The 15,348-nt window shown below is 47.9% G+C and carries 15 protein-coding genes, 3 tRNA genes and 1 rRNA gene; 12 read left to right on the top strand and 7 right to left on the bottom strand.

Features of this window, described 5'->3' with window-relative positions:
- Nucleotides 1–7 precede the first annotated feature (7 nt).
- From trkA to def, 4 genes are all read right to left on the bottom strand, one after another.
- Nucleotides 8–1,384: a Trk system potassium transporter TrkA gene (trkA, locus tag H9L11_RS06625; protein WP_005379062.1), complete on the bottom strand. Its 1,377-nt coding sequence runs from the start codon at nt 1,382–1,384 to the stop codon at nt 8–10.
- Between the two features lie 63 nt (nt 1,385–1,447).
- Nucleotides 1,448–2,731: a 16S rRNA (cytosine(967)-C(5))-methyltransferase RsmB gene (rsmB, locus tag H9L11_RS06620; protein WP_033906577.1), complete on the bottom strand. Its 1,284-nt coding sequence runs from the start codon at nt 2,729–2,731 to the stop codon at nt 1,448–1,450.
- 80 nt (nt 2,732–2,811) lie between these two features.
- The gene (gene fmt / locus H9L11_RS06615) at nt 2,812–3,759 is read right to left on the bottom strand and encodes a methionyl-tRNA formyltransferase (protein ID WP_005461453.1); all 948 of its coding nucleotides are present in this window, start codon (nt 3,757–3,759) and stop codon (nt 2,812–2,814) included.
- 33 nt (nt 3,760–3,792) lie between these two features.
- Nucleotides 3,793–4,311, bottom strand: a complete 519-nt coding sequence (gene def, locus H9L11_RS06610; protein WP_005379068.1) for a peptide deformylase — start codon at nt 4,309–4,311, stop codon at nt 3,793–3,795.
- 138 nt (nt 4,312–4,449) lie between these two features.
- Here def and H9L11_RS06605 point away from each other — a divergent pair, with 138 nt between their 5' ends.
- The 4 genes from H9L11_RS06605 (at nt 4,450) to H9L11_RS06590 (ending at nt 7,765) form a co-directional block, all read left to right on the top strand.
- Complete coding sequence (locus H9L11_RS06605) at nt 4,450–5,544, top strand: LysM peptidoglycan-binding domain-containing protein (protein ID WP_033906576.1); 1,095 nt, start codon at nt 4,450–4,452, stop codon at nt 5,542–5,544.
- Complete coding sequence (gene dprA, locus H9L11_RS06600; protein WP_205391057.1) at nt 5,528–6,637, top strand: DNA-processing protein DprA; 1,110 nt, start codon at nt 5,528–5,530, stop codon at nt 6,635–6,637. The genes H9L11_RS06605 and dprA overlap by 17 nt, the downstream gene beginning before the upstream one ends.
- 2 nt (nt 6,638–6,639) lie before the next feature.
- Nucleotides 6,640–7,119: a DUF494 family protein gene (locus tag H9L11_RS06595; RefSeq protein ID WP_033906575.1), complete on the top strand. Its 480-nt coding sequence runs from the start codon at nt 6,640–6,642 to the stop codon at nt 7,117–7,119.
- A gap of 76 nt (nt 7,120–7,195) precedes the next feature.
- Nucleotides 7,196–7,765, top strand: a complete 570-nt coding sequence (locus H9L11_RS06590) for a topoisomerase DNA-binding C4 zinc finger domain-containing protein (RefSeq protein ID WP_033906574.1) — start codon at nt 7,196–7,198, stop codon at nt 7,763–7,765.
- A gap of 63 nt (nt 7,766–7,828) precedes the next feature.
- Here the strand turns inward: H9L11_RS06590 and H9L11_RS06585 are convergent, their stop codons facing one another.
- Together H9L11_RS06585 and purE are read right to left on the bottom strand one after the other, a co-directional pair.
- Nucleotides 7,829–8,962, bottom strand: coding sequence for a 5-(carboxyamino)imidazole ribonucleotide synthase (locus H9L11_RS06585; protein ID WP_033906573.1), 1,134 nt, complete (start codon nt 8,960–8,962; stop codon nt 7,829–7,831).
- 4 nt (nt 8,963–8,966) lie between these two features.
- Nucleotides 8,967–9,452 carry a 5-(carboxyamino)imidazole ribonucleotide mutase gene (purE, locus tag H9L11_RS06580; RefSeq protein ID WP_033906572.1) on the bottom strand — a complete coding sequence of 162 codons (486 nt, stop codon included), beginning with the start codon at nt 9,450–9,452 and terminating at the stop codon, nt 8,967–8,969.
- Between the two features lie 199 nt (nt 9,453–9,651).
- Between purE and H9L11_RS06575 the strand changes: the two genes are divergently transcribed.
- The 4 genes from H9L11_RS06575 (at nt 9,652) to H9L11_RS06560 (ending at nt 12,376) form a co-directional block, all read left to right on the top strand.
- Nucleotides 9,652–10,209 (top strand): L-threonylcarbamoyladenylate synthase, encoded by a 558-nt coding sequence (locus tag H9L11_RS06575; protein WP_033906571.1) that lies wholly within the window; start codon nt 9,652–9,654, stop codon nt 10,207–10,209.
- 47 nt (nt 10,210–10,256) lie between these two features.
- A complete protein-coding gene (gene hemF / locus H9L11_RS06570) occupies nt 10,257–11,174 on the top strand; it encodes an oxygen-dependent coproporphyrinogen oxidase (RefSeq protein WP_033906570.1) in 918 nt (305 codons plus the stop codon).
- Between the two features lie 101 nt (nt 11,175–11,275).
- Nucleotides 11,276–12,109, top strand: coding sequence for a shikimate dehydrogenase (gene aroE / locus H9L11_RS06565; RefSeq protein ID WP_033906569.1), 834 nt, complete (start codon nt 11,276–11,278; stop codon nt 12,107–12,109).
- A gap of 3 nt (nt 12,110–12,112) precedes the next feature.
- Nucleotides 12,113–12,376, top strand: coding sequence for a DUF1488 domain-containing protein (locus tag H9L11_RS06560; protein WP_005379090.1), 264 nt, complete (start codon nt 12,113–12,115; stop codon nt 12,374–12,376).
- 7 nt (nt 12,377–12,383) lie between these two features.
- Here H9L11_RS06560 and H9L11_RS06555 read toward each other — a convergent pair whose 3' ends face one another.
- The gene (locus tag H9L11_RS06555) at nt 12,384–12,932 is read right to left on the bottom strand and encodes a gamma carbonic anhydrase family protein (protein ID WP_033906568.1); all 549 of its coding nucleotides are present in this window, start codon (nt 12,930–12,932) and stop codon (nt 12,384–12,386) included.
- A 506-nt stretch (nt 12,933–13,438) separates the two neighbouring features.
- On the opposite strand from H9L11_RS06555, the gene H9L11_RS06550 reads away from it, so the two are divergent.
- From H9L11_RS06550 to H9L11_RS06535, 4 genes are all read left to right on the top strand, one after another.
- A 16S ribosomal RNA gene (locus tag H9L11_RS06550) occupies nt 13,439–14,990 on the top strand.
- 89 nt (nt 14,991–15,079) lie between these two features.
- Nucleotides 15,080–15,155: transfer RNA gene (locus tag H9L11_RS06545), tRNA-Glu, on the top strand.
- Between the two features lie 2 nt (nt 15,156–15,157).
- A tRNA-Lys gene (locus tag H9L11_RS06540) sits at nt 15,158–15,233 on the top strand.
- A 28-nt stretch (nt 15,234–15,261) separates the two neighbouring features.
- A tRNA-Val gene (locus H9L11_RS06535) sits at nt 15,262–15,337 on the top strand.
- Nucleotides 15,338–15,348 lie beyond the last annotated feature (11 nt).

The following is a 15,348-nucleotide window of genomic DNA, read 5'->3' as shown; positions in this document are numbered from 1 at the left end:
GAAAATCCTAGAGGAAGAATGGACTCGGCTGGAATAGCGCTTCGACGTCTGATACGTATTTTTTGTTGACCAGGAACATCACCACATGGTCATCCTGCTCGATGACCGTACGGTCGTGGGCAATAAGAACTTCTTCGCCACGAACGATAGCACCAATGGTGGTCCCAGGTGGAAGCTTTATATCTCCAATCGCACGTCCAACCACTTTAGATGTACTTTCATCACCGTGAGCGACGGCTTCAATCGCTTCCGCAGCGCCGCGGCGAAGTGAGGATACGTTTACGATATCAGCGCGACGAACGTGCGTTAGCAAGGCTGAAATAGTGGCTTGCTGAGGTGAGATTGCTACATCAATTACGCCGCCTTGTACCAGGTCTACATAAGCGCCACGTTGGATCAGCACCATCACTTTTTTAGCGCCCATGCGTTTTGCCAACATTGCAGACATGATGTTGGTTTCATCTTCGTTGGTCAGCGCGATGAAAACGTCGACTTGGTCGATGTTCTCTTCCGAGAGAAGCTCTTGGTCTGCCGCATCACCGCAGAACACGATGGTGTTTTCTAGTTGCTCAGAGAGCTTTTCTGCACGCTGGTAGTTACGCTCAATCAGCTTCACGCTGTAAGTTTGCTCTAGGCGTTTAGCCAAGCTTGCGCCGATGTTACCCCCGCCAACAATCATGATGCGGCGGTACGGTTTTTCTAGGCGCTGAAGCTCACTCATCACTGAGCGAATATGATTACTTGCTGCAACGAAGAACACTTCATCGTCGGCTTCAATAATCGTGGTGCCTTGTGGGCGAATCGGGCGACCCTGGCGGAAAATAGCCGCCACACGGGTATCGATGTGCGGCATGTGCTCACGCAAAGCAGACAGCGCATTACCCACCAGCGGGCCACCATAGTAGGCTTTCACCGCCACTAGGCTGACTTTCTGTTCAGCAAAGCTCACCACTTGCAGCGCGCCTGGGTATTGGATCAGACGTTCGATGTAGCTCGTGACGAGTTCTTCTGGTGCGATAAGGTGATCAACAGGAATAGCGCCAGATTTAAACAGGGCTTCTTTTTCTGCCAAGTATTCTGGAGAGCGAATACGTGCAACGCGGTTTGGGGTATTGAATAGAGTGAACGCGACCTGACAGGCAGCCATGTTGGTTTCATCAGTGTTGGTTACTGCGACGAGCATATCGGCGTCTTGCGCGCCAGCTTCATGCAGCACGTCTGGGTGGCTCGCATGGCCATTGACCACACGCAGGTCGTATTTGTCCTGCAATTCACGCAGTCGGTCGGCATTATTGTCGACGATGGTGATGTCGTTGTTTTCACCCACTAGGTTTTCTGCCAGTGTGCCGCCAACCTGACCTGCACCAAGAATAATGATCTTCATACTCTTTTCTCGTATCTGAAAAAGGCGATTGAAATCACTTCAATCGCCCTATTTAGCATGCTGTTACGCGTGTGTTTTAGTTAGCACTGCGTAGTAGAAACCATCCATATCTTCTTCGCCTGGTAGAATTTGACGACCAGGCTGGTCGGGATCAGAATCCAGCAGTTGCGCATCCGCGGTACGTGCTAAAAACGCTTTTACTTGCTCCACGTTTTCTTGCGGTGTGATTGAACAAGTCGCGTAAACCATGGTGCCGCCGGGCTTCAGTTGCGTCCACATGGCATCAAAAATTTCACTTTGCAGCTCTGCTAATGCGGCGATGTCGTCTGCACGACGTAGCCATTTGATGTCTGGGTGACGACGAATCACGCCAGTCGCAGAACATGGGGCATCCAGCAAAATGCGATCAAATTGCTCGCCTTGCCACCATTCTTGTGGATTACGCGCATCACCGCAAACCACTTTTGCCTGAAGGTTGAGACGCTTCAGGTTTTCATGCACACGTTTCAAGCGTGTGTCGTCGCAGTCAATCGCGACCACTTCACTGCCCGACGTGCGCTCTAGAATGTGCGCAGTCTTGCCACCTGGCGCAGCACAGCAATCTAAAATCAGTTCGCCGTCTTGTGGTTTTAGGTAGTTGATCGAAAGCTGCGCCGCCGCATCTTGTACCGAAACCCAACCTTTATCAAAACCAGGTAGCTTCATCACGTCACATGGTGCGGCCAATTTTATGGCGTCCATTGCTTCTGTGTGTGGCGTGCTATCAATGTTTTCATTTTTGAGCAGCGCAAGGTATTCATTTCGAGTGTGGTGTTGGTGATTTACACGGAGCCACATTGGTGCTTTTTGGTTGTTCGCTTCAACTATGCTTTCCCATTGCTGTGGGTAGGCCTCTTGCAGCAGTTTTAGTAACCAGCTTGGGTGACCGTACTTGCCAGCGTTGTTGCTGACGGCCATTTGGTCGAGTTCTTCTTGGTTGCGCTGGTAGTTACGCAATACAGCGTTAATCAAACCACGCAGACGAGGACCTTTCAGCTCTTTAGTGCCTTCAACCGTTTCACCGACAGCTGCGTGCGCAGGAATGCGCATGAAGCTCAGTTGGTAAATACCAACCAGAATTAGGTGATGGAATACACGTTGTTTGCCTTTTAGCGGCTTATCCATCAATTGGTTTGCGATCATTTCTAGGCGAGGTAGGTAACGTAGCGCACCGTAACAGATCTCTTGTAACAGAGCGTGGTCACGAGGTCGTACCGTTTGTTGAGCCGCTGGAAGAGCGCTTGAAAGTGAGTGGCCCTTGTCGACGACAAGATACAGGACGTTAGCAGCCGCAGCGCGAACATTCATGATGAGTACCTTAAAGTAAAGGAGGGCATCTCTGCCCTCTAAAAGTTCGTATAATTGGGGATAATAACCCCTAGTATGGCTTAAACCAGCAGAGTGCCAACTTCAAACCAAGCCGCACGCGAATTCAGAATATCCTGAACTGACATGGCTTTTTTGCCAGGAACTTGCAGTTGCTCTAGCACCAGTACGCCGTTGCCTGTCGCAACATAAATACCGGTTTTATCTGCTTGCACGATGGTGCCGGCTGGCTTGTCACTGGTTTGCTCTGCCACACGGCTTTGCCATACTTTGATGCTGTTTTCTGCCGCCTCAAAGTGGCTCATTGGCCATGGGTTAAATGCACGAACGCAGCGCTCAATGTGCGCCGCATCGTCGTTCCAGTTGATGCGTGCTTCTTCTTTGCTGAGTTTTTTCGCATAGTTCGCTAGCTCATCGTCTTGCTTCACTGGCACTGCTTTACCCGCAGCAATGTCTGCTAGGCAGTCAATCAGGGCTTCTGGACCAAGCTCAGCCAATTTTTCGTACATTGAAGCGCTGGTATCTGTCGCTTCGATTGGCAGAGTTGCAATCTTCAGCATATCACCAGTGTCGAGACCGATGTCCATCTGCATGATGGTTACGCCAGTTTCTGCATCGCCCGCCCAAATAGAGCGTTGGATTGGAGCCGCACCACGCCAACGAGGTAGGATAGAACCATGTACGTTGATACAACCCAGTTTAGGGGTATCAAGAACCGCTTGTGGCAGCAGCATACCGTACGCCACGACAACCATGAGGTCGGCGTTCAGATCGGCAAGTTCTTGTTTCGCTTCGTCGGACTTAAAGCTTTCAGGTTGGTAAACCGGGATATTGTGTTCTAGCGCCAGTTGTTTTACCGGTGGCGCAGCCAATTTTTTGCCACGACCCGCTGGACGATCTGGGTTTGTGTAAACCGCGATGACTTCATGCTCCGAAGACAACAACGCCGCCAAGTGACGGGCGGCGAAATCCGGAGTACCTGCAAAGACAATTCGTAAAGACTGACTCAAGGTAGACTTCCTTCTAATTGGTATGGTTCGAGATTAAGCGTTTTGCTGCTTCTCGTTAAAGCGTTTGATTTTCGCTAGCTTGTCCTGAATGCGTTTGCGTTTCAGTGGCGATAGGTAATCCACGAACAGCTTACCTTGTAGGTGATCAAGCTCGTGTTGAACACAAATCGCTAGCAGGTCGTCGGCTTCAAAGGTGAACTCTTTGCCATCACGATCCAGTGCTTTAACGGTAACTTCTGCAGCGCGAGGCACAAGTGCGCGCGCACCTGGTACCGACAGACAGCCTTCTTCGATGCCATCTTCGCCACGCTTTTCCAGAATCTCAGGGTTGATTAGCACCATCGGCTCATCGCGAGTTTCTGAAATATCAATCACTACGATACGTTTGTGGATATCAACCTGCGTTGCAGCAAGGCCAATACCTTCTTCGTCGTACATGGTTTCAATCATGTCATCGACGATTTTTTGAATCTCAGGGGTCACCGCTTCAACAGGCTTTGCGACTGTGCGCAGGCGATCATCCGGGAATGTTAATACTTGTAATACAGACATATTCACTCGAAATATTGAACTGTGCCGAAACAGCACAAACCTTGTTGGCTCAATTCTAGACATTTTATAGCCTAAATGACAGCATCCTTGCACCAATTTCCATTCTGGTTCCTGCTTAATAGACCAAGGACGAGGGTCATGAATCGAATTTTCCGCAACGTTGCCAGTGTTACGTTGCCGCTACTTTTCTCTTTCAACGCTGTAGCAAATGTGGATGCGAACCCACTGACTGTTAAAGATGATGCGCCACAAACGTATGTAGTCGTGAAGGGCGATACGCTATGGGATATTTCGGCCATGTACTTAGATAGCCCGTGGTTGTGGCCTCGTTTATGGCAAGTAAACCCGGAAATCGATAACCCTCATTTAATTTATCCCGGAGACAAGCTGTCTTTGGTGTGGATTAACGGTCAGCCCGTGTTGAGCCTAAAACCGGTTAAGAAGCTGAGCCCGAAAGCTCGCATCACAGAAAAGAAAGCCGTACCAACCGTTGCGGAAGGTTTGGTGATGCCTTACCTTCAATCGGATCGGTTGCTAGATAAAGATTCGTTGAACAGAGCAGCAAAAGTGATGGGTAGCAGCAAAGGCAGTAAGTATCTGACTGCAGAAGATGTGCTGTATATCAATGGCAATCAGACCGCGACAGGTTGGGCTATTTACCGACCAGTAGCTACCTTTTCGCGTGACGATGTGTCCGAAGAGATTACCGCGCTGCGTTTGATTGCCAAAGGCGAGCTCGTTGAAGCTTCGAGTGATTATTCAGGTTTGAAGCTTACATCGCAAATGCAAGAAATCCTACGTAACGATATCGCGTTGCCAAATCAATCGGTTGAGAATACTGACTTCACGACTACGTTCTATCCGCTGCCGTCGCCACAAGGCAGTTCTGCAAAGTTGCTAGGTAATATCGAAGGCATTCGCTTTAGTTCAACTAACCAAGTCGTGGTGATTGATAAAGGCACGTCAGACAATCTGAAGCAAGGCAGTGTGTTTGATTTAAAAGAAGACGCGCACCCAGTTTACAAAGACGGCGATGAGTTCAAGAAAGAGTTTGGCGTGCTTGATAAGAAAATTACTTTGCCTCAAAGCAAAGTTGGTGAGTTGCTGGTCATTCGTCCTTATGAGTACTTTAGCTTGGCACTGATCACTAACAGTACTAAACCCATTAACCAAGATATTTCGGTGGTGTCACCGTTGGCGGACGAATTAACCATCGATGAATCGACGAAATAACGATGATCTCGCTGCCTGGTTAAAACTGAGTTGTTTACCAGGCATTGGCGGCGTCAAAATGAATAAGCTACTGGCAAGAGACACGCCACGTAACATCGTAAACTTCTCTCCTGAACAGCTACAACAACTTGGGTTAACAACTAAGCAAATTCAAGCTTGGGCTTCAACAGATAAAGAAGTCGATGCTTGTTTAAGCTGGCTTGAGGCTTCTACAAATCATCATATCCTGACACTGACTGACCCGCGTTATCCACCTCAACTCAAACAAATCGTTGCACCGCCACCTCTACTTTTTGTTCAAGGAAACCCTACTTGTCTCTCTCAGCCACAAATCGCGATGGTTGGCAGTCGAAATGCGAGTTTTGATGGATTACAGCATGCACGTCAGTTTGCTGCAGAGTTTGTTCAGCACGATTTTATTGTCACCAGTGGTCTCGCTTTAGGCATTGATGGTCATGCGCATGATGGTGCGTTGCAAGCGGGTGGTAAGACGATTGCGGTGCTAGGATCTGGCTTAGCAAATATTTATCCGGCACGTCATCGTGGTTTAGCGCAACGTGTTATTGAACATGGGGCTTTGGTGTCTGAGTTTCGGCCTAATGCCAAGCCGCGCCCAGAAAACTTCCCGCGTCGTAATCGTATTATTAGTGGATTATCGCTTGGTGTACTGGTCGTCGAGGCGGCGAAAAAGAGCGGCTCGTTAATTACAGCTCGTTACGCGCTTGAGCAAGGTCGAGAAGTATTTGCGCTGCCAGCGTCAATCAATGCCCCCAATGCCTGCGGTGGAAACCAGTTGATACGTCATGGCGCTTGCCTCGTAGAAAAGACGAAAGATGTCTTAGATGAAATACAGTCCTTGCTTGATTGGTCTATTAATCAGAGTACCGATTTATTTTCTACGTTAAATGATGAAGAAGAATTGCCATTTCCTCAGCTGTTAGCTAACGTAGGAAGTGAAGCTACACCGGTTGATATTCTTGCAAACAGGACCAATATACCTGTCCAAGAAGTCATGATGCAGCTCTTAGAGTTAGAACTCTCTGGGCATGTCGTTGCGGTTTCAGGTGGCTATATTCGAAAGGGGAGGGGCTAGCTATGATGATGGATATACTGATGTATCTATTCGAAACCTACATCCATAGCGATGCAGAGTTACAGGTCGAACAAGACGAGTTGGAAGAAGAGTTGCTTCGTGCAGGCTTCCAACAAAAAGATATCTACAAAGCCCTTGTCTGGTTAGAAGAGCTTGCCGCATTGCAGCAAAGTGACACCTCTTCTGCAATCTCGACTTGCATGGCTTCGTCATCAACTCGTATCTACACAGCGAAAGAGACGCAGCGTTTAGATTTGGAATGCCGAGGATTTCTATTGTTTCTCGAGCAAATCAATGTGTTAACCACAGAAACTCGCGAAATGGTGATTGACCGAGTGATGGGATTAGAAACGAGTGAGTTTGAGCTTGAAGACCTCAAATGGATCATTCTGATGGTGCTGTTTAATGTGCCTGGCAACGAAAACGCTTACACGCTAATGGAAGAGCTGTTGTACACCAAGGAACAAGGGATTCTTCACTAACCATCTGGGCAAGTTCGAGTTTAGCTAGAATAAACGCGAGTTTGTCTTTTTGTGTGTTTTTCACGAAACGGTAAGTATGAGTAGTAAAATCGACAACACCCTTTTCTCTGCCCATGAACACGCTTTGGAACACGAGCCGTGTCCAAAATGTGGTGGTGAGCTGACTCTCAAGCACGGAAAACATGGCCCATTTCTCGGCTGTAACCATTACCCAAGCTGTGATTACATTAAACCGCTACACAGCAATGATGGGCACATCGTGAAAGAGTTGGGTGTGCCTTGTCCTGAGTGTGGCAATGAGTTGGTTCTCCGCCAAGGGCGCTACGGTATGTTCGTTGGTTGTAGCCATTACCCGGCTTGTCATCATATTGAGTCGATTAATCAACCTGAGCCAGAAAAGCAGTCGCAAGAGCACCACGCGTGTCCTGAATGCGGTAAAGGTCATTTAGTTGAACGTAAGACGCGTTTTGGTAAAACTTTCTACGCATGTGATAACTACCCTAAATGCAAATTTGCAGTGAATCTCCCTCCGGTAAAGGGGAGGTGCGAAGAATGTGGTTTTACGTTGTTGGTGGAGAAGAAACTCGCCAGTGGTGTGAAATTGCAATGTGCCAACCGTAAGTGCCAGCACACTCAACAAGGGTAAATACATCAAAGGAATTAAAAAGGGTCGCATCGTGCGACCCTTTGTGGTTTTTGGGGCTAGATTTTAGCGTTGTGCTTGTTTCGCAAACTCGTGCACGGCTGGGAATGTCATTGGATCTAAGACCTTCGCGAGAGCGCACAACCTACGGTGCAATTCTCCTGGGTAGTCACCGCATACGTTGATGTGACCCATTTTGCGCCCTTCGCGCTTCTCTTTGCCGTACCAATGGATGTGACAACCATCCATGGCGAGCAGTGTTTCTGGCAACGTATCTTCACCAAGAATATTCACCATTGAGGTTTCACGAACCAATTTCGTACTACCTAATGGTAAGCCGCATACTGCGCGCAGATGGTTTTCAAACTGACACGTTTCTGCACCTTGCTGTGTCCAGTGACCAGAGTTGTGCACGCGTGGAGCAATCTCATTCACTAAAAGTGCCCCATCGACATCAAAGAACTCAAGCGCTAATACGCCAACGTAATCTAGGCTATCTGCGACAGCCGTGAACATTTGCTTTGCTTGTTCCTGTAACTCTGGCGCATCAATCGCAGTAGAAAGACTCAATACACCGTTGGTGTGAACATTCTCTGCCAGAGGGTACACTTCCACATTTCCATCTTTGCTTCGAGCACCAACTAGTGATACTTCGCGGTTAAAAGGAACAAACTCTTCAGCAACAATCGCTTGAGTTGGTGTTGCCGCGATGCACTCTGCCATCTCAGTCCAAATGTCGTCGACTTGAGAAGCTTCTTTTAAGCGCCATTGGCCTTTACCATCGTAGCCACCCAATGCACTTTTCAGAACCATTGGCATACCAACGTGTTCAATTGCGCGCTCAAAGTCTTCACGAGTTTCAATGACGTAGTATTTCGCGTTGCGCACGCCAGCATCATCAAGCAGTGCTTTTTCAATACGGCGATCACCACCTGCTTTGATGGCTTGCGTACTTGGTAGGAACTTGCCGCTCGCTTCGCAAACCTTTAGCACGTCATGTGGAATATGCTCGAACTCGGCAGTAATCACATCAACTTGCGTAATCGCATTTTCCAAGCCATGGCCAAGTACCTGTTGAGTTAAAGGGTGAACGACATCACCGCTGCTGACATCGTAAGCTGAAATTTGAATATTCAGTGGCGCACCAGCCAGAGACATCATACGAGCCAACTGACCCGCACCAAGAACCAGTACATGCATCTGATTAATCCTCTGCAGGGTTTGGATTTGCGAGAACTGTTTCCGTTTGCTCATTACGGAATGCTTCTACCTTCGCCATGATGTTTTCATCATGAGTGCCTAGGATTTGCGCTGCTAGGATACCGGCGTTTGCTGCGCCCGCTTCGCCAATCGCCAATGTACCAACCGCAACTCCCTTTGGCATCTGTACAATAGAGAGCAGTGAATCCATACCTTTCAGTGCACGAGACTGAACGGGAACCCCAAGCACTGGCAAACTAGTAAACGCCGCCGCCATACCTGGTAGGTGGGCTGCACCACCTGCGCCTGCGATGATAACTTTGATGCCGCGTTCTTTTGCGCCACTAGCGTAGTCAGCCAGTAATTGAGGAGTTCGGTGTGCTGACACGACTTTTGTTTCGTAAGGCACGCCAAATTGATCTAGCATGTCCGCTGCTAGTTTCATGGTTGGCCAATCGGATTTAGAACCCATGATGATACCGACTTTCATCTCAAACTCCTTTAAGCTGCAAAAATTAGGTGAGCTATAAATTTGTGCGCATTATACGGGGATTTTTATCTCAAGCAAACGTTTGCGTCTTGTTGTTGGCGCTATTGATACATTTTATAAAAAAATTGCTTTAGTGTCTGAGAGTGAATATTTGTACACTTAGTGAAAACAACACAGTCAAACAAATAGGAAGTAATCGGTGGATAACTTTGAACAAGTGCTCAACGCACTCAAGCAAGGCGAAGTGATTGCCTATCCAACAGAAGGGGTTTTTGGTGTCGGATGTGATCCAGATAACCCAGAAGCAATTCAAAAGCTATTAGAGCTCAAGCAGCGTCCGGTAGAAAAAGGGCTGATTCTAATCGCGGCAAGTTATGATCAGCTTTTGCCTTATATTGATGAATCTCAGTTGACTGAAGAACAATTACAGACTGTTCATGCCACTTGGCCAGGCCCATACACTTGGATCATGCCAGCGAGCGATAAAGTATCCAACTGGGTTTCAGGGCAGTTTGATTCAATTGCGGTTCGTGTGACTGATCATCCTTTGGTGCAAAAAATGTGTAATGCATTCGGAAAGCCGTTAACCTCTACCAGCGCGAATCTCTCCAGCTTACCACCGTGTATGACCACGGAAGAAGTCGAAGAGCAGTTGGGTGATAAGCTGGTCGCCATTCTTCGTGGCGAGACCAGCGGTCGTGATAAACCCAGCGAGATTCGTGACGCCAAAACTTCACAAATATTAAGACAGGGTTAACCCTGCTAGCCAGCCATCATTAGGTTTCACGTAATAGGTAATAACGTATGTCAGCGATCGATAAGCACGCCGTAAAGCAGTTCTTGATGTCACTTCAGGACTCCATTTGTCAGCAGTTAGAACAAGAAGATGGAAAGGCCGTCTTTGTCGAAGATGCATGGCAACGTGAAAAAGGAGAGCGTCTGGGTGGCGGTGGTCGCTCACGTGTTTTGCGTGATGGCCTTGTTTTCGAGCAGGGAGGCGTGAACTTCTCGCATGTGGAAGGGAAAGAAATGCCAGCATCTGCGACAGCGCATCGCCCAGAGCTAGCGGGTCGTCGTTTTGAAGCGATGGGTGTTTCTTTGGTTATTCACCCTAAAAACCCTTATGTACCGACTTCACACGCCAATGTCCGCTTCTTTATTGCAGAAAAAGATGGCGAAGACCCAATTTGGTGGTTTGGTGGTGGTTTTGACCTAACGCCGTTCTATCCATTTGAAGAAGATTGCCAATCATGGCACGACACTGCAAAACTGCTTTGTGCGCCATTTGGTGACGATGTTTACCAAGAGCATAAAGCATGGTGTGACAAATACTTCTTCCTACCACATCGTAATGAAACTCGCGGTGTTGGCGGTTTGTTCTTTGATGATCTAAACCAGTGGGAATTTGATAAGTGTTTTGCTTACATCAAAGCAGTGGGTGAAGGCTATTGCCAGGCTTACTTGCCGATCGTTTCTCGTCGTAAAGAGTTCAAGTATGGTGAGCGTGAGCGTGAATTCCAACTATATCGTCGCGGCCGTTACGTAGAGTTCAACTTAGTGTATGACCGTGGCACCTTATTTGGTTTACAAAGTGGTGGGCGTACTGAGTCGATTCTGATGTCAATGCCGCCGCTCGCTCGCTGGGAGTACTGCTACGAGCCAGAAGCGGGATCGCCAGAAGCTGAACTTTACGAGCGATACCTAACGCCCCGAGAGTGGTAAGCACGGAATCTCCTTTTCTATATAGATAGATAGTGATAGGGTCATCTGTAATCAGGTGGCCCTGTTTTCTCTATATCTAAGTAAGGAACAAAGGTAAGGAAATGACCCAGCAAATCGATCGCTATGCCGTGTTTGGTAATCCTATCGGACACAGTAAGTCGCCATTCATTCACACCTTGTTTGCTCGTCAAACTAATCAATCTTTGGTGTATACCGCAGAAAGTGCACCTGTTGATGGTTTTATTGACGCGGCGAAGGTGTTTTTTGCTGAAGGTGGCAAGGGGTGCAACATCACTATGCCATTTAAAGAAGATGCTTATCAATTTGCTAGTCGATTGACAGAACGGGCTCAGTTAGCAGGCGCGGTAAATACCCTCAAGAAGTTAGACGATGGTGAAATCATCGGTGACAACACTGATGGTGCAGGTTTAGTGCAAGATCTGCTTCAGCATCAGGTTGTATTGGAAGGTGCGCGAATCCTAATTATTGGTGCTGGTGGTGCAGCTCGTGGTGTTATTAAGCCACTACTCGATCAAAAGCCGACCTCTTTAACCATTACCAACCGTACCTTTAGTAAAGCACAAGAGCTCGCAGAGCTGTTTGTCTCTCACGGTCCTATCCTCGCCAAAGAGATGGCAAGTATTGATGAAGAGTATGATGTCATCATTAACTCCACATCCGCTTCTCTTAGTGGTGAACTGCCGACTATTTCATCCTCCATCTTTGCCGCTAACAGTACAAGCTATGACATGATTTATGGCAAAGGGGTGACGAGCTTTAACTTATGGGCAAAAGATAATGGCGCCGCTCATGCGTATGATGGTCTTGGAATGTTAGTTGGGCAGGCTGCGGAAAGCTTTATGCTCTGGCGTGGCTTACGTCCTGGTGCCAAACAAATTCTCAGAGAACTAAGAAAGAACCTTGAAGGTCAATAAGCGATGAATCAATCCATCTTATTCCCAGATATTCAATCATGGGATGAAGTATCACAATCGGTAAACTTTTCGGCGCAACAATCAGGCGCACTAATAGAGTGCTTTGTGACGAAACAAAAGTTAGAAAAGCTCAGTGGTTCACTGATTGAAACTGAGCAAGCGGCAATTAAAGTGTTTACTGATTACCGATTCGACCTAGAAGAAATGGCTGAAGAGCTAATAGAAGATGAAGCCTTCAACGAAGAAGGCCATATCATCATCGGTTAACAGGGCTTTAGTTCAAGTCTTTTACTTCATTTAAGTAGTCGTTTTTGTTTTGCACATAGTTGTTGGCAGACTTTTGCAAGAAAGCTCGTTCTTTTTCTGATAGAGGGCGAGCTTGTTTTACTGGGCTTCCAACATATAAGTAGCCACTTTCTAATACTTTCCCAGGTGGCACTAAACTGCCTGCTCCGATCATCACCTCTGACTCAATTACAACAGCATCTAAAACAATAGCTCCCATACCAACCAAAACACGATCGTGGATCTGACAACCGTGCAGCATCACTTTGTGGCCAATCGTAACGTCATTACCAATAATCAATGGGTAGCCGTTTGGGTTTTCAGCGTTCTTATGGGTGACATGCAAAACACTGCCATCTTGAATATTCGTTCGATCACCAATGTGAATGTGGTTTACATCGCCTCGCGCTGCTACCAATGGCCAAATGCTAGAATCATCGCCAATTCGGATATCACCGACTAAAACAGAGGTTGGGTCAACGTAAACACGCTCACCAAGTTCAGGCTTTATACCTTTGTAGCTTCTCATTGAGCTCATCTTTTTTCCTTATTCAGGGCGATTACAGGGTGTATGGAGGTAGAATAGTAGTGAAAACTCGCCTTTTAGAATAAAAAACACCCAAACGATAAAAAAATCAAAAAAAACGAGAAAAAGGGCTTGCCAATGTGATCGCAATCTCTATAATGCCACCTCGCTGACACGGCAACGCTTCGAAGCTTAAGTTTCGAAAGTAAGAGCCAAGTTAGCAAGCCAAATTAGCCAAGCGGAAACGCTTGAAGAAAGTTTGAAAAAAGTGATTGACACTAAACTTTAACTCGCTAAAATGGCCGTCCTGTTTTGAGCGAAGCTCAACAGGAAAGCTCTTTAACAATATAGACCTATCAATCTGTGTGGGCACTCGTTGATGATAATCCAAATAGTTTCTTCGGAAACAATTTAGGTTTCAATGATACGAAGTGACCATTGAATCGAAAGATTCAGCACAGTCAATTCAAACATTACGTTATGTAATGTTCAGTATTCATTGAGCCGAACAAAATCTTAAATTGAAGAGTTTGATCATGGCTCAGATTGAACGCTGGCGGCAGGCCTAACACATGCAAGTCGAGCGGAAACGAGTTATCTGAACCTTCGGGGAACGATAACGGCGTCGAGCGGCGGACGGGTGAGTAATGCCTAGGAAATTGCCCTGATGTGGGGGATAACCATTGGAAACGATGGCTAATACCGCATGATGCCTACGGGCCAAAGAGGGGGACCTTCGGGCCTCTCGCGTCAGGATATGCCTAGGTGGGATTAGCTAGTTGGTGAGGTAAGGGCTCACCAAGGCGACGATCCCTAGCTGGTCTGAGAGGATGATCAGCCACACTGGAACTGAGACACGGTCCAGACTCCTACGGGAGGCAGCAGTGGGGAATATTGCACAATGGGCGCAAGCCTGATGCAGCCATGCCGCGTGTGTGAAGAAGGCCTTCGGGTTGTAAAGCACTTTCAGTCGTGAGGAAGGTGGTAGTGTTAATAGCACTATCATTTGACGTTAGCGACAGAAGAAGCACCGGCTAACTCCGTGCCAGCAGCCGCGGTAATACGGAGGGTGCGAGCGTTAATCGGAATTACTGGGCGTAAAGCGCATGCAGGTGGTTTGTTAAGTCAGATGTGAAAGCCCGGGGCTCAACCTCGGAATAGCATTTGAAACTGGCAGACTAGAGTACTGTAGAGGGGGTAGAATTTCAGGTGTAGCGGTGAAATGCGTAGAGATCTGAAGGAATACCGGTGGCGAAGGCGGCCCCCTGGACAGATACTGACACTCAGATGCGAAAGCGTGGGGAGCAAACAGGATTAGATACCCTGGTAGTCCACGCCGTAAACGATGTCTACTTGGAGGTTGTGGCCTTGAGCCGTGGCTTTCGGAGCTAACGCGTTAAGTAGACCGCCTGGGGAGTACGGTCGCAAGATTAAAACTCAAATGAATTGACGGGGGCCCGCACAAGCGGTGGAGCATGTGGTTTAATTCGATGCAACGCGAAGAACCTTACCTACTCTTGACATCCAGAGAACTTTCCAGAGATGGATTGGTGCCTTCGGGAACTCTGAGACAGGTGCTGCATGGCTGTCGTCAGCTCGTGTTGTGAAATGTTGGGTTAAGTCCCGCAACGAGCGCAACCCTTATCCTTGTTTGCCAGCGAGTAATGTCGGGAACTCCAGGGAGACTGCCGGTGATAAACCGGAGGAAGGTGGGGACGACGTCAAGTCATCATGGCCCTTACGAGTAGGGCTACACACGTGCTACAATGGCGCATACAGAGGGCGGCCAACTTGCGAGAGTGAGCGAATCCCAAAAAGTGCGTCGTAGTCCGGATTGGAGTCTGCAACTCGACTCCATGAAGTCGGAATCGCTAGTAATCGTGGATCAGAATGCCACGGTGAATACGTTCCCGGGCCTTGTACACACCGCCCGTCACACCATGGGAGTGGGCTGCAAAAGAAGTAGGTAGTTTAACCTTCGGGGGGACGCTTACCACTTTGTGGTTCATGACTGGGGTGAAGTCGTAACAAGGTAGCGCTAGGGGAACCTGGCGCTGGATCACCTCCTTAAACGATGATTATTGCGATGAGTGTTCACACAGATTGATACGGTTTATGAAGTTTAAGAGATAGAACATCCCCCAAGATGTTCACTTAGTGTCCCGTTCGTCTAGAGGCCTAGGACACCGCCCTTTCACGGCGGTAACAGGGGTTCGACTCCCCTACGGGATACCATTGGGTCGTTAGCTCAGTTGGTAGAGCAGTTGACTTTTAATCAATTGGTCGCAGGTTCGAATCCTGCACGACCCACCATTTCCTTCCACGGAAATCAAAACAATGTGGGCGATTAGCTCAGTTGGGAGAGCACCTGCCTTACAAGCAGGGGGTCACTGGTTCGAGCCCGGTATCGCCCACCATTCTCTAAGTA

This window comes from Vibrio sp. sp1 (genome assembly GCF_016920955.1).
Classification (GTDB): Bacteria; Pseudomonadota; Gammaproteobacteria; order Enterobacterales; family Vibrionaceae; genus Vibrio; species Vibrio alginolyticus.
The sequence above is the reverse complement of the archived record's forward strand: the minus strand, read 5'-3'. Positions and strand labels throughout refer to the sequence as shown.